Here is a 14,764-nt window from a genome sequence, read left to right as displayed (position 1 = left end):
ATGGAATCCTTGATAAAGCTACGCATCGTCGAGAATCATGGCGGTCTGGATACGTCTTCTTGCCTGGCGAAGGACTGCAAACAACATGCACTCAAAGGAAGAGCCTATTGCGTTGACCACTTTTATCAAACTGGAACAAGAGTTTGATCCGCTGAAAGTGGCCATTGCGGCACCTCAATTCTCCTTTCTTGGCTTCAGCATTGATTCTTCCTCAGCTAAACGCTTGCGCTTCATCGTGCTGTGACAGCGGCTGCACCGCGAGGTGCGGGGATTCGCCGAAGTACTCGATCAGCAGATCCGTGAGCACGCGGATCTTGCGTGCGGGATGCGGGCCTGGCGCGCGGAGGAGGTAGGCACCGGCCGGGGGTGGTGGATGGTTGGTCATGATCGGTACGAGTGCACCCGAGGCGATGTGTTCGTGGGTGAGGCAATCGGGCAAGTAGGCGACGCCGAGGCCGGCAGTCGCGGCTGCGGCGAGGGCAGTGCCGTTGTCAGCCTTGAAGCGTCCTTGCGGGCGAACCGTGATGATCTTGTCAGCCTCCATGAATTGCCAGGCTTCGGTGCCTTGCATGAGTGCCTGATGGGCGTGCAGTTCGTCCGGGGTTTCGGGGGCGCCGTGCGCTTTGATGTAGTCGGGGCTTGCGACGAGCTTGGTGAAGACCGGGCCGATACGTCTTGCGATCAAGTTGGAGTCCTGCAGATAACCCACGCGAATGGCGCAATCGTAGCCCTCGGTAATCAGGTCAACGAAGCGATCGCTGTAGCAGGTCTGCATGTGCAATTGAGGGTGACGGCGCGCCATTTCCGCCAGCACCGGGGCGAAGTGTGTCGGCCCGAACGACAACGGCACTGCTACGCGCAAGCGACCGCGAAGGGCGCCGGCGGGCAAGATGGTTTCCTTGGCGATGTCGATTTCGCTGCAGACTCGGGCGGCGTAATCGCGGAACGTCGCGCCGGCCTCGGTGAGTGATGCCCCGCGCGTCGAGCGTGCCAGCAGTTGCACGCCCAGTTCTGCTTCAAGCCGGGCCAGCCGGCGGCTGACGATTGATTTCGAAACCCCGAGCCGCAGCGCAGCCTGTGAAATACCCCCGGCATCCGCCACTTCGACAAAGGTTTGCAGTTCTTCGATATCCATTTTCGCGTTCCCCTTGGCGCGACACAGTTCGCCTCGGGATGCTACTACTGCAGCGAATAGGGGAACAGCACAATGGCTTTTCCAGCCGCGGCGTCACACGCCAGTGTTCTGGAACCCATCAGCCGCACGGGCCACGGCCGCTGCACCGACGTGCGTTACCCATACAAAAGGACCTGCAAATGGCAAGCGAAACAATCCGCAACCCCCACACCGATCAACTGCTGACGCCCGACAATTCAGCGTTGATCATCATCGACTATCAACCGGTTCAGGTGTCCTCGATCCGCTCGATGCCACGGGATGAACTGGTCTTCAATATCACCAGTGTTGCGAAGGCGGCGCTCAACTACAACCTGCCGATCATCCACTCGACCGTCAATGTCGCGACCGGCCGCAACAAACCACCGATTCAAGAGTTGCAAGCGGTGCTCGGTCATCTGCCGACCTATGACCGCACATCGATCAACAGTTGGGAGGACACCGAGTTCAAGCAAGCGGTCAAGGCGCTCGGGCGCAAGAAACTGATTATGACCGCGCTGTGGACCGAAGCGTGCCTGACCTTCCCGGTGCTCGATGCGATCCAGGAAGGCTATGAGGTTTACGTGCCGGTCGATGCGGTGGGAGGCACGTCGCTCGCTGCGCACGACGCGGCGTTGCGCCGAATGGAGCAGGCGGGTGCGAAGCTCATCAGCCGCGTGCAAATGTACTGCGAACTGCAACGCGACTGGGCGCGAGAGGTAACCGTGCCAGGTTTCATGGGCGTGTTCGAAAACTTCGACGGCTTCAACGCTGAAAAGGCGCTGGAGGCGGCGGGCAACAAGGCCTGATTAACGGGCTGTTGTTGAAGGTGGCGCTGGCGACAGCTGGCGCGGCCTTCATTTAGCATTGTTTCTAATGCCGCAAAATAATCTGAACCGCTCCGAGGCCTGCTCGCCTAATGATTAGCTTGTGGTCAATCGCACAGGCCCTGTGTCAATCACGGCACACTCCGAGAGGTGGTCAACGTGGCTAAAGACAAAAAGAAAAGCAAAGACAAAGGTGACGCTTCGAAAGCCAGCAAGGATTTGAAGGACAAAAAGTCATCGCCTGAGAAGAAATCAGCAGCGGCTTCGGCGCTTTCAAAGTCCTCCGACAAGGACAAGAAAGACAAGAAGAAAGATGCCGAGCCGAAGAAGTCTGCCAAGAAAGCCGATAGCAAGCCTGAGAAGGCCAAGGATTCAAAGAAGGCTGACAAGCCGGCTAAAAAGAAAAAGTGATCTTGAAGGCAATAAAAAACCCGGCATTCAAACCGGGTTTTTTATTGCCTGCTATTTGCAGATCAGAGCGCCGCTTTGACCTGCAAACCAAACACCAGCGCATTGTCGATGTCCTGCCCGGAGAACGCGCCCGGCTCGATGATGTACTGCAGATTCGGCCGCAGGGTCAGCCAAGGCGTGGCCTGATAACCGTAGCCGAGTTCGATCAATTGCTCGGCGCTGTCCAGGTTCGGGAATGCCGTGCCATTGTTCAATGCGGCGTCCTGCAGCACGTCGCGGCTGCGCGGGTTCGGTACGGCGCGACCATAACCCAGCGCTACGGTGTCACGCGGACGACCTTCGAACGGTTTGTACAGAACCACGCCGGTGCCGTACCACTTGCTGAACGGCGAAGCCGCTTCGCTGGCCGCCGAGTACTGACCGAAGGCATGCAGGCTGCGGCCTTCGGACGTTGGCGAGTTCCAGACGGCCTGATCGATCAGCAGGTAATGACCGCCGCGACCGGACACTTCTTTATCGCTGCCGATGCGTTTTACATCAGAGCTGTCGTAGTAGTAACCGAGCTTGTATTCGCCGGGCAATTCACCCGCATGTTTGTACACCAGCTCGATCGGCACCACGGTGCCAGTGGTGTGTTTCGGGCCAAGGTGCCAGGCGCGGCTGGAGTTGCCGTTGCTTTGCGGGTCGACGTTGAATGCGGCCACGCGCAGTTGCCACGAGGACGACAGATCGTATTTCACCCGCACGCCCAAATGGGCATTGGGGTAGTTGGTCCAGCCGCTGCCGCCGGACATGTTCAGCGGATGGCCGCAGAAACCGGCGTTCATGAAGTTGCACAGAATGCCGCTGTCGAGGCCGCCGAGGTCGTTGCCCATGGCCATGTAACCGAGTTTCACATTGAGCGCCGGGGTAAACACGCTGCGCTCGTAGCTCAACTCGGTCAGGCGCGTGTACAGGCCACCGTAGTTTTCCTGGATCGGCAAGCGGTTGCCGACAAGGTCTTCCGAGGCGCTGTTGCCGCGACGGTCGTTGATGGTCAACTGGACTTTGCCGGCATTGTCGACGCCGTACAGTTTGCTCAGGTCGAACTGCACGCCGAGTTTGATGTTTTGCGAGTAGCGCGCCGAGCGATGCAGGCCGCCGTCGGCGTTGTATGCCATTTCACCGCTGTAATCGCCGGTGAACTTGATGCCTTGTTCATCCATCTGGTGACGCAAGCCACCCCAGTCACCGGTGAGGGTGCTGCGGGTCAACAGATCGGAATCGTTGTCGGCCAACGCGGGGAGGGTGGTGGTGCACGCGACGCCCAGCAACAGGCCTTTGAACAGGTCGGAACGGGAAAAACCAACAGCCGATAGCATGTAAATCTTCCTGCAGAAAACATGAGCAATAGGGGGGAAAGCAGCGCGGCACCCGAAGGTGCCGCGCTTTACGTGGACACCGTGATTTACGGCAGGGCGTAAGCCATCACGTAGTCGCCGCGATCGGTCGACTGACGCGCGCCGCCGGCGGTGATGACGATGTATTGCTTGCCGGTTTTCGGCGAAACATAGGTCATCGGGCCGCCCTGACTGCCGACAGGCAGACGTGCTTTCCAGACTTCGTCACCGTTGCCGCTGTTGAACGCGCGCAGGTAGAAGTCCTGGGTGCCGGCGATGAAGATCAAACCACCTTGGGTCGACAGGGTGCCGCCGAGGGTTGGCAGACCGATCTTGATCGGCAGGTGCATGCGGATGCCCAGTGGACCGGTGTCTTCAACGGTACCGACCGGAACCTGCCAGGCGATTTTCTGGGTCTTCATGTCGATCGCGGTCAGCGTGCCGAACGGTGGTGCCTGGCAAGGAATGCCGGCTACCGACAGGAAGCGGTTTTTGTTCACCGCGTAAGGCGTGCCTTTCAGCGGCACGGCGCCCATGCCGGTGTTGAGCGCTTCGCCACCGCCAGCGGCCTGGCCATTGTTCTGCGACGGAATCATCTGAATCCACAGACCCAGACGCATGTCGTTGACGAAGATGAAACCGTGCACCGGGTCAGTGGAAATGCTGCCCCAGTTCATGCCGCCCAGCGAACCCGGGAAGCTCAGCGATTTATCCATGCCCGGCGCGGTGTACAGGCCGTCGTAGCGCATGCCTTTGAAGTCGATGCGGCAGAGCAACTGATCGTACGGAGTGGCGCCCCACATGTCCGATTCAGTCAGGTGCTGAGCACCGATTTCTGGCATGCCCACCGATTTCGGCTGGGTAGGGGAGTACGGTTCGTTCGGAATGTTCGCCGCTTTCACCGGCACTTCTTTCACGTCGGTCAGCGGTTTGCCGGTGGCGCGGTCGAGCACGTAGATCTGCCCGGCCTTGGTGCCGATGACCAGCGCCGGAATGCTTTTGCCGTCTTTGGTGAAGTCGATCAGGCTCGGCTGCATCGGCAGGTCGAAGTCCCAGAGATCGTTGTGCACGGTCTGGAATACCCAGCGCTCGTCACCGCTGGTGGCGTCCAGCGCGAGGATCGAAGCACCGTAGGTGTGATCGAGTTTGCTGCGCTCGACACCATAGATGTCGGTCGACGAACTGCCCATCGGCAGGAACACGGTGTTGGTCGCCGGGTCATAGGACATCGGCGCCCAGCTGTTCGGCGTGCTGCGCACATAAGTGCTGCCGTCGGCTGGTGCGTTTTTATCCTGCGGATTGCCCGGGTCGAACGCCCAGCGCATGGCGCCGGTGATCACGTCGAAACCACGAATCACCCCGCCTGGCATGTCGGTCTGCACGTTGTCAGCTACGCGACCGCCAACCACCACGGTGGTGCCGGCCATCAACGGAGCGGACGACAACTGATAGTAGCTGTCCGGCACGTTACCCAGACCGGCCTTCAGATCAATCTGGCCGTTGTTGCCGAAACCCTGGCAGAACTCGCCGGTGTCCGCATCGACTGCGATCAGACGCGCATCAATGGTGTTGGTCAGCAGACGACGCTGGCAATTGGCCGCCGGAGCAGGCTTGGCTTCGATGATTTTCGAATTGGCCGGCTGAGCGATAGCGGCGGTGGCGTCGAAATAAGCCATGCCACGGCAACGCTGCCAGACTTTCGACTGAGCGTTGATTGCGTTCTTCCACAGCTCTTTACCGGTGTCGGCATCGAGGGCGATCAGGTTGTTGTGCGGGGTGCAGATGAACACCTTGTTGCCAACCTGCAGCGGGGTCAGCTGATCTTCAGCGCCGTTGCCATCGCTCTCGGCGACGTCACCGGTGTGGTAGGTCCACGCCACTTTCAGCTTGTCGACGTTGGTGCGGTTGATCTGGTCCAGCGCAGCGAAGCGGCTGCCACCTTCGGTATTCCCGTAGTGCGCCCAGTCCTTTTGCGCTTTGTCCGGCTCGACCGGGGTCAGGCCCGGGCCAGTGCCGGTGGCAGCAACGGTTGGGTGGGCGACGAACATATTGCCGGCCGCTACAACCACGCCGACCGCCAGCACCGCAGCCACGGCGTAAGCGCCGCGACCGGCAACACCGCCGTTGGCACGCTTGAGCAGCGGATAGACCAGTGCAACGACCAGGCCGATCACACTGAACATGAACAGGCGCGAGAACACCGGCCAGAACACCAGGCCGGCATCACTCACCGCCCAGATCGCGGTGCCCACCAGGAACGCGGCGAACAACCACGCACCGGCCAGCTTGAAGCGCGCGATCAGCAGACCGGAAACGGCCATGACCAAGCCACCCACCAGGAAGTACCACGAGCCTCCCAGGCTGACCAACTTCACGCCGCCCGCAGCCAGCGCCAAGCCGAGCAGGGCGATGACGACGCCCAGCCCGATCAGAATGAATTTCGATATGCCCGAGAGGCGTTGACTCTGCTTCACGTTGAGTGTCCCGTTGAAATGAGGCGCGCATTATATAGTTAGGTAACTACCTAGTTAAATCACAAATTTCAACGTGAAGCTTAGTTCGCGGTTTTGACTCACGCTGCGGGGGGGCGCAGATGTGGAAATGTCTGTCGAAATGCGCACAAATATCGCTGTTCTGTCAGATTGATTGTGAGTTGTGACAGATATCGGATGCCGCGCCCTCAGGCGTAATCCATTTTCACAGGGTTGTAAATGCGACGAATAACCGCCAGCCAGCCCGTTCCAGAGCGGTCGAAGGACGCATCGAGCTATATGGATATGCTTTTTTAATCTTGGAATTCGCCACGGTTTACCGCTCAACTGGCGCCTTTTTGATAGGTGGCTATTTATGTCCGAGCGATGTGAGGTAGTGGTTCTGGGCTTGGGCGCGATGGGCGCGGCGACGGTTTATCAGTTGGCGAAAGCGGGAGTGAACGTTGTCGGTATTGATCGTCATCATCCACCGCACAACCTCGGTTCCAGCCACGGCGATACGCGCATTACCCGGCTTTCGGTCGGAGAAGGCGCGCAATACGTGCCGATCGTGCGCAATTCACATCGTATCTGGCGTGAGCTTGAGGCTCTGACGGGAGAGTCTTTGTTCGAGCAATCGGGCCTGTTGGTGCTGACGTCGAGCGCCGAGTTCGATCCTCAAGATGAGACCGACTTCACCTTGCGCACCATCGGCCTGGCGCGGACTTACGGCATCGAGCACGAAGTCCTGTCCGCCGAACAGATTCGCCAGCGCTTCCCGCAATTCGCCAACGTGCACGACTCGGCCATCGGCTATTTTGAACCGGGCGGCGGCTTCGTGCGCCCGGAACGCTGCATCGATGTGCAGCTCAAACTGGCCGAGCAACACGGTGCGACGCTTTATAAAGGCGAGACCGTTACCGCTATCAGCTCGAACGAAGAAGGGGTTACGGTCACCACGGACCGGCGCACGCTGTTTGCCAATAAGCTGGTGATCAGCGCGGGCAACTGGAACGGCGAGTTGCTCGGTGAACCGTATGAGAATCTGCTGAGTGTTTACCGGCAAAAGCTGTTCTGGTTCGAACTAGAAGAGAACGCCGGACTGGTCGGCCACTCACCGACGTTCATCTTCACCCACGGTCGCGGCGACGACAAAATCAACTACGGCTTTCCCGCGCTACCCGGCGAAAGCAGCATGAAAATCGCCACCGCGCAGTACCACACCGCAACGTCACCTCAGGCCATCGACCGTACGGTTTCAGCGGCCGAAGCGCAGGACATGTACGAGCACCAGGTGCACGAGCGCATCGCCGGCGTGACCTCGAAAGTGCTCAAGTCGGCGGTTTGCGCCTACACCGTGACCCCGGATCGCCATTTCATCATCGATGAGCATCCGTCGCTGCAACACACCCTGTTCGTCTCGGCCTGTTCCGGGCACGGTTTCAAGCATTCCGCCGCGCTCGGCGAAGCATTTGCGCAGTGGTGCATGCGCGGCTCGAGCGACCTGGATCTGTCCTCTTTCTCCCTGAAACGCTTCGAAGGAAAACTATCGTGAAACGCGTCGCGCTCTCCGTAGCACTGCTGGTCGCCGCCCTGGGCAATGCCTATGCCGAAACCCTGAAAATCGCCGTGGTGCCTGTGCCCCACGCCGAAATCCTCGAGTTCTTGAAACCGGAGCTGGCCAAGGAAGGGGTGACGCTGGATGTCAAAGTCTTCTCTGACTACATCCAGCCCGACCGGCAGACGGATGAAGGCTTGCTCGACGCCAATTACTTCCAGAGCAAACCGTATTACGAGGCCTACAAAAAAGACCGGCCGAGCAGCGATCAAGTGCCGATTGTGGCCGTGCACATCGAACCGTTTGGCGCCTATTCGAAGAAGATCAACAACATCAGCGAACTCAAGGATGGCGCGACGATCGCCATTCCCAACGACCCGACCAACTCCGGTCGGGCGCTGCTGCTGATCGCCAAGCAAGGCCTGATCACCCTGAAGGATCCCGACAACATCATGGCGACGCGCCTGGACATCGTCAGCAATCCCAAGCATCTGAAGTTCCAGGAACTCGAAGCGGCGATGCTGCCAAGGGTGTTGAATCAGGTCGACATGGCGTTGATCAACGCCAACTACGCGCTGGAAGCCAAACTGGTGCCGCACAAAGACGCGCTGTTTATCGAAAGCTCCGAGTCGCCGTACGCCAATTACCTGTACGTGCGTCGCGACAAGGCCAACGCCCCGGCCGTGCAGAAGCTCGGCGCGCTGCTTAACTCACCGCAAGTGAAGCAGTTCATTCTTGAGCGTTATCACGGCGATGTGGTGCCGGCGTTCTGACTCAGTCGGGAGCCGCCAGAAATGCTGACGGCTCCCGACATCTTCAAGCGTTCTCTTCAAGCCGGCGCACATCGCCCAAGGAATCACGCTGCATCGATTGCAGGTTTTTCTCGATGGTTTCGCACAGCGCCTCCATCTGAATCTGGTGTTCGCTGTGGCGAAACGGGCTTTGCAGATCGGTGCCGATACGTTCGATGGCCAGCAGCATAAAGCCCACCACGGTCGAGGCCAGCGGTGTGAACCAGCCCAGCGATTCCACCAGACCGACCGGGACGATCAGGCAGAACAGCGAAATAAACAGTCGCGGAAAATACACATAAGGGTAGGGCAGCGGCGTATTCGCGATCCGTTCCATGCCGCCCTGACTGTTGGACAAATCCACCAGCGTCGACTCCAGCCGCGCCAGACGAATGCTGTCCAGGCGCCCGGCCTTGTATTCGCGCGCAAGCAAAGTCGCCGATCCGGTGAGGATATCGTTGGCAAAGTTATTGGTCGTGCCACTGCGGGCGAATTCTTCGGCGGGAATGAAGGCGCGGACTTCCACGGGACAAGGCTGGCCTTGCAGATGCGCCGCGAGGCAATTCACATAGGCGACGTGGCGGCGCAACAGGGTCGACTTGACCGGATTGACCTCGCCATCGGGATCATCCAACAAAGTCAGCACCTGGCGGGCGAAGCTGCGCGAATTGTTGATCATCGAACCCCACAACGTGCGTGCTTCCCACCAGCGGTTGTAAGCGCTGCTGTTGCGGAAACTGATCAGCACGATCAATGCCGAACCCAATAACGTCAGGGGCATCAATGGCAGATTCAGTTTGGCGTTGAGGAACAACATGAAGTCGACGGTGACGGCGATGTCCCAGAGCAGCAGCCAGAACAACGCCCAGCCGACATAGCCCAGAGTCTTGATGATCAAACGGTATTTTCTGACGATGGCTGCTTTCAAACGGAAACCTCGTGGTGAGCGGTAAGCGTTAACGCCTTAGCTCGGACGCTGTTTTCGCGGGAAAGGTTCGCTAAATCGCTTCAGCTTTCGTCTCCGCGGGTTAATTAGCCCGGAGACGATTAAAGGAAAATGACAGGGACCTCTTCATCAGTCTGGCCATCGGCGTTTCGATCTTTTCGTGAATGACATAGGACGCAGCGATCATCAAAGCCACGGTGCCCCACAGCAGAAGGTGAGCATTCACCGCCGGATAGGCCATGTTGAAGATGATGAAACCGATCATTTGATGGAGCAGGTACAGCGGGTATGTGAGCGCTCCCAGGGTCGTCCAGTTCAATTGCCCGATGGCGGCTGTTTTGTTGGTTGCGATCAACAGGAAGGTCATGAAGAACACGATAATGAAGCTGGCGATGATCGACGGATCGTACTCCGTCGCATATTTGCTTTCGATCGACTCGGCCCAGGTAATGGCGGTGAAGGTGGCCAAGGCCAATGCTCCCGCCACCAGGGCAATGCGCAGTTTTGTCATACCCTTCGCCCAGATCAGGTAGAACGTGGCACCGGCGATGAAATAGGCCGCGTAATCGGTGATCAATATCGAGCGCAGCTTTTCAAAAGCGAGGACTTCCGCGGTGGCCGAGACCAGTAGCCAGAGCACGAGGCAGGGTTCGATTTTGTCTATTTTCTTCAAGGCCAGGAGAATCGAGATCATCAGGTAGAACTTGATTTCTACAAACAGCGACCAGTACACGCCGTCGATGGGCGGGACGCCGAGCAGGTCGCCAAGGAAGGTCATATTGATCAGATATTGATAAAGATCCGCGCTGAACCTCGGCTGACCGAAGGCCAGTGTGATCAGAAAGGTGAGCGTGCAGCAGACCCAGAATGCCGGGCACAGGCGCACCACGCGGGAGATGAAAAACACTTGCAGGTTGTTGCTGGAAGCCGTCATCAGGATGACAAATCCGCTGATCATGAAAAACAGTTCGACGCCCAGGTAACCGTATTTGGCCACCTCGGCCAACATCGGATAGGGCATGACCGACATGTCGCCCCGCGCATAACCGCGAAAGGCGTAGTGAAAAATCACCACGGCGAGCGCTGCCAGGAAACGCAGCAAATCCAGCTCCTTCAGTCGTCGGTTGTTCATGTTTGGGCGCTCCGGAGGTGTTAGCGCTGATCGAGAACTGACGACTTTGCCGAGTGAATTTCGACCCAAGGCGCAAGCTATGGCAGCAGGAGGGCGTCGACTGTCCCAGGCTGGGTGTGACGGTTATGGACCGCGTTGCCACATGCGGATGTAGTCGACCTCGAAGGTGGACGGCAGGTCAGCGTCGTCGACCACGCCGAACCATTTCCACATGGCCTCACTGTCAAAGACGATTTGCATCGGAAAGAAGAAGTGGCGGTTCTTCGATTCCCTGACCAGCACGCCATCGACGTACCAGCGCAGGGTGTCGGGCTGCCAGTCGAAGCCGTAGACATGAAAGTCACTGGCCAGGCGCCAAGGGCTGATCCAGGTGCTGCCGCTGGCGATATGTTCTTTACTGTGCGGCGTCGCCCATAAATGCGCGTTCATATTGTAAGAACGGTCCAAGGCTGCGCCTTTGGTTTTACCGCCAATTTCAAAGATATCGATTTCGGTGGCGTTGTCCGTGAAGCCCGTCCACGCCAGCCAGAATGCGCTCGACGCTGCGGAGTTCATCGGTTTGGCGCGTGCTTCGTAATAACCGTAGAAACCGCGTTCACGGGTACGGACCATCGCTGAGGTGTAATCCTTGAAGCCAAGCTCGACGTACTTCTGCGGCAAGGTTTCCTTGCGAAAGACAATGTTCAGGTTGCCGTTGCTGACGCTGGCATTGCGTGGAGTGAACAGCGCCGGTTTGCGCCCGAGCGATTCATTGCCGATGGCATTGTTGACGTGCCAGCGCGCAGGGTCGAGGGTGTTGCCGTTGAAGTCATCGGACAGGTTCGTGTCGAGTTCCCAGCGTCCGGTATTGTTTTGATCGGACAGTGGCAGATAAACGTGAGTGCGGGTCGGCACCGTGCCCAGCGGACCGACACGGGTCCACGTATCGGCGTGGCTGGGAACGGCCACTGACCACTTGTGCGCAAGGTACTGGAAAGCCTGCTGACGCTCGGCGAGGGACGCGAACGGGCGGTCGTAAACCAGCACTTCGGCGATATCGCCGCGAAAATTTTCTGACGTACCGACGGCATTGCGCCCGACCGCATACGGGCCGATCGGCACACCCTGTAGTTCCAGGACGGAAACCGTCGGTTCATACGCGGTGGTTTGCGCCAGGCTGATGGCGAAGTTCGGCAACACGTTATCGTTGTCAGCGGTTTGCGCACGTGAACTGAACAACCGCTGCCACGGATCGACCCCGGCCTGTTCGGGCAATCGGCGGGACACGATCAACACCGTGACAGGTCCTTTTGCGCTACGAATGCTCTTGCCCAGAAACGCCGACCCTCCACTGAAACGCACGACCGCATGGCCATTCACGGCATTTTCCAGACGTTGCGGCTGCTCGGCACCTTCGTCGACCATCGCGTCATGGGACTGGCCGGATTTATCGCCCCAGCGCTGCACACGGTTCTGCGCATTCACGCTCAGGCTGGATGCATCGGCGGCGTCCAGCCACAGCACCAGCCCGGCATTGGGCGGCGCTTGTGCGGCGCTGCCAGTCAGCGCAACCCACAGCAGCAGTGCCGGCAGCGATCGTAAGCACATCATTTGAACGCAAGCAGCGCGGGGATTTCGAAGGACGACTGATACCCCTGCGGATTGCACGACTGCCAGCGCCAGGCATCGACAATCATCTGTGGCAGATCGCGTTGCGCGGTCCAGCCCAGCTCCCGTCCGGCCTTGGCCGGGTCGGCCCAGCACTTGGCAATGTCACCTTCACGGCGCGGTGCAAAGCGGTAGGGAATGCTGATGCCGGTGATGTCCTCGAAACTGTGGATGATCTGCAGCACGCTGTAGCCGACCCCCGTGCCGAGGTTCCAGAAACGGATGCCGTGGTTCTGCTGCAACACCAGCAGTGCCTTGAGGTGGCCAATGGCAAGGTCGACAACATGGATGTAGTCGCGCACGCAGGTGCCGTCGACGGTGGGATAGTCGCTGCCGTACACCGTGAGTTCCGGTATCCGGCCAATGGCGACCTGGGTCAGGCACGGCAGCAGGTTGTTGGGTCGGCCGCGCGGGTCTTCACCGATCATCCCGCTTTCGTGGGCGCCAATCGGATTGAAGTAGCGCAATAGGCCAATGCTCCAGCGCGGATCGGACTCGCACAAATCCGTCAGCAACTCTTCGATCATTAGCTTGGTGCGGCCATAGGGATTGACCGGTTTACCGGTGCCGAAGTCTTCGGCAATCGGCGTACGGGTCGGCTCGCCGTAAACCGTGGCCGATGAGCTGAACACCAGACGGAAGACGTTGTTGCGCGCCATGGCCCGGCACAGGTCAAGCGTACCGGCCACGTTGTTGGCGTAGTAGTCGAGCGGCTTGCGCACGCTTTCGGCGACGGATTTGAGGCTGGCAAAATGCACCACGGCATCGATGTCATAGCGCCGGAAGATGTCGTCCAGCAGGTCGGAGTCACGGATGTCGCCCTTGATGAAATCGATCCGGGTCAAGGTCAGTTGCTCAAGGCGCGCGATGCACTCCTGACAGCTGTTGCACAGGTTATCGAGCACCAGCACCCGGTGCCCGGCATTGATGAGCGCCAAAGCGGTGTGCGAGCCGATGTAACCGGCCCCGCCAGTAATCAACGTGGTTTTGCGCATGGTGAGGTCTTCCTGTCTCAGGGACTGAATCAGCGGGCGGTGAAAACCGATTTGAATTCCTGCGGCCAGTGCGGGTGGATCAGGCTGTACGCCACGGCGTAGCTCAGCGCGCCCAGCGCGATGTTGCCGATCAGGTGCAGGTAGCCTTGAAAGCCCAGTTGCGGTGACACCAGCAGCACGGTCGCGGCCATGACCAGTGAGGCAATCACGCTGCGGTAATTGGCCTCGACAAACCGTCGCCAGCTGTAACCGATGGCCAGGTTGAGGCCGCGGATCTGCAGCGGCGTGATCAGCAGCATGCGCACGAGCAGAGCGCCGGCTGCGGCCATGCCGCCATAAACATTGCCGAGGCTGTAGACCAGCGCGAGAGCCAGAACAGTGGTGAGCACTTCTGCCTTGATCGTCAGGTGACTGCGGTTGACCGCCACCAGTGCGGTGGTGGCGTACATGGCGGTGTTGCCAATGGCCGCCGTGCAAGCCAGCACTTGCAACAATGGAATGGCGTCAGCCCACTTGGCGCCGAAGATCAACAGGATGAGGTCGTTGGCGGTGAGCGCGAGGCCGATGAACAGCGGCGTCAACACAAAGCCGCTGACCGCGGTCGAGTCGCCAATGATCCCGAGCAGGCGCTTGGGTTCTGCACTGCGCCGGGCGAACGCCGGCAGCGCATAACTCAGCAGACCGTTATAAATCGCCGTGCGCGGCAGTTCGATGATGCGCATCGCCATGTTGAACATGCCGACCGCATTCGCCCCGGCCGTCATCCCCAGCACCACGTTGACGCCGCGCTGCAAGGTTTGTGAACTGAGTGAATTGATTGCAACCGGTGCACCAGCCTTCAACAGTTCGCGCAAGACCGTCCGGTCGATGGCAAACGCGATGCGTCGCCGGTCTGCATGCATCAGGACAATGATCGACACCCATTCCATGATCAGCGCCTGGGCAATCACTGCCCACGCACCCCATCCGCACAGCGCCACCGCGATGCCGCCGACACCGCCGGCGACTTTGCCCAGTAACGTGCGCGACGCGAGCATCTTGAAGTTGCCGCTACGGCGCATTTGCGCCACATAGACCCGCGCCATCATGGTGAACAGGATTTTCACCGAGGCCACCGCCGTCAGCCATTGCAGTAGCGGGTCGGGCGTGTACAGGAATGCCGCGAGCGAGATGATGACAATCGACACCAGGCTGACGAGTACACCGGCCCAGAAAGCCGTGGAGATGTGTTTGTCTTCCAGCCGTTCAAGGCGTACCAGCGGATCTTCCAGCACCGATGAGTACACCAGACCAATCAGCTCGACGATGGCAATGATGATCGTGCCCACACCCAGCTCGGCCGGCGAGAGCAGTTTCGCGTAGACGACAAAGGTGATCATCGACAGCAGGATCAGGCCGAATTTCTCGGTGAAGATCCAGCTCAATGTCACCAGACGGTGATTGGCCATGGCGGT

General features: G+C 59.2%; 13 protein-coding genes. 5 read left to right on the top strand and 8 right to left on the bottom strand.

Annotated elements, in window-relative coordinates; all coding sequences use genetic code 11:
- The first annotated feature begins 85 nt into the window (after positions 1-85).
- The gene (locus tag ACI514_RS11265; RefSeq protein WP_405123821.1) at positions 86-244 is read left to right on the top strand and encodes a hypothetical protein; all 159 of its coding nucleotides are present in this window, start codon (positions 86-88) and stop codon (positions 242-244) included.
- Here the strand turns inward: ACI514_RS11265 and ACI514_RS11260 are convergent.
- Positions 212-1,135, bottom strand: coding sequence for a LysR family transcriptional regulator (locus tag ACI514_RS11260; protein WP_405123820.1), 924 nt, complete (start codon positions 1,133-1,135; stop codon positions 212-214). The two genes, ACI514_RS11265 and ACI514_RS11260, sit on opposite strands and share 33 nt — an antisense overlap.
- A 179-nt stretch (positions 1,136-1,314) precedes the next feature.
- On the opposite strand from ACI514_RS11260, the gene ACI514_RS11255 reads away from it, so the two are divergent.
- A complete protein-coding gene (locus tag ACI514_RS11255; protein ID WP_160057779.1) occupies positions 1,315-1,962 on the top strand; it encodes a hydrolase in 648 nt (215 codons plus the stop codon).
- Between the two features lie 168 nt (positions 1,963-2,130).
- Positions 2,131-2,391, top strand: coding sequence for a hypothetical protein (locus tag ACI514_RS11250; protein WP_174244450.1), 261 nt, complete (start codon positions 2,131-2,133; stop codon positions 2,389-2,391).
- A 62-nt stretch (positions 2,392-2,453) separates the two neighbouring features.
- Here ACI514_RS11250 and ACI514_RS11245 read toward each other — a convergent pair whose 3' ends face one another.
- The gene (locus tag ACI514_RS11245; protein ID WP_160057781.1) at positions 2,454-3,752 is read right to left on the bottom strand and encodes a carbohydrate porin; all 1,299 of its coding nucleotides are present in this window, start codon (positions 3,750-3,752) and stop codon (positions 2,454-2,456) included.
- Positions 3,753-3,838: 86 nt separating this feature from the next.
- Positions 3,839-6,244 carry a glucose/quinate/shikimate family membrane-bound PQQ-dependent dehydrogenase gene (locus ACI514_RS11240; protein ID WP_405123819.1) on the bottom strand — a complete coding sequence of 802 codons (2,406 nt, stop codon included), beginning with the start codon at positions 6,242-6,244 and terminating at the stop codon, positions 3,839-3,841.
- A gap of 373 nt (positions 6,245-6,617) precedes the next feature.
- Here ACI514_RS11240 and solA point away from each other — a divergent pair, with 373 nt between their 5' ends.
- Positions 6,618-7,796 (top strand): N-methyl-L-tryptophan oxidase, encoded by a 1,179-nt coding sequence (gene solA / locus ACI514_RS11235; protein ID WP_405123818.1) that lies wholly within the window; start codon positions 6,618-6,620, stop codon positions 7,794-7,796.
- Positions 7,793-8,572 (top strand): MetQ/NlpA family ABC transporter substrate-binding protein, encoded by a 780-nt coding sequence (locus tag ACI514_RS11230; RefSeq protein WP_160057784.1) that lies wholly within the window; start codon positions 7,793-7,795, stop codon positions 8,570-8,572. Before solA ends, ACI514_RS11230 begins: the two co-directional genes overlap by 4 nt.
- Positions 8,573-8,615: 43 nt before the next feature.
- Here the strand turns inward: ACI514_RS11230 and ACI514_RS11225 are convergent, their stop codons facing one another.
- From ACI514_RS11225 to ACI514_RS11205, 5 genes are all read right to left on the bottom strand, one after another.
- Positions 8,616-9,518 carry a bestrophin family protein gene (locus ACI514_RS11225; protein ID WP_405123817.1) on the bottom strand — a complete coding sequence of 301 codons (903 nt, stop codon included), beginning with the start codon at positions 9,516-9,518 and terminating at the stop codon, positions 8,616-8,618.
- Positions 9,519-9,618: 100 nt separating this feature from the next.
- On the bottom strand, positions 9,619-10,668 hold the full coding sequence (locus tag ACI514_RS11220) for an acyltransferase family protein (RefSeq protein ID WP_405123816.1): 1,050 nt from the start codon (positions 10,666-10,668) through the stop codon (positions 9,619-9,621).
- Positions 10,669-10,791: 123 nt separating this feature from the next.
- Positions 10,792-12,258 (bottom strand): family 16 glycosylhydrolase, encoded by a 1,467-nt coding sequence (locus tag ACI514_RS11215; protein ID WP_405123815.1) that lies wholly within the window; start codon positions 12,256-12,258, stop codon positions 10,792-10,794.
- Positions 12,255-13,310, bottom strand: coding sequence for a UDP-glucose 4-epimerase GalE (gene galE, locus ACI514_RS11210; RefSeq protein WP_405123814.1), 1,056 nt, complete (start codon positions 13,308-13,310; stop codon positions 12,255-12,257). The genes ACI514_RS11215 and galE overlap by 4 nt, the downstream gene beginning before the upstream one ends.
- A 29-nt stretch (positions 13,311-13,339) precedes the next feature.
- Positions 13,340-14,758, bottom strand: coding sequence for an oligosaccharide flippase family protein (locus ACI514_RS11205; RefSeq protein ID WP_405123813.1), 1,419 nt, complete (start codon positions 14,756-14,758; stop codon positions 13,340-13,342).
- Positions 14,759-14,764: the final 6 nt, after the last annotated feature.

The organism is Pseudomonas sp. M20 (assembly GCF_045037865.1).
Taxonomy (GTDB): Bacteria; Pseudomonadota; Gammaproteobacteria; order Pseudomonadales; family Pseudomonadaceae; genus Aquipseudomonas.
This window is presented reverse-complemented; position numbering and strand designations above follow the sequence as displayed.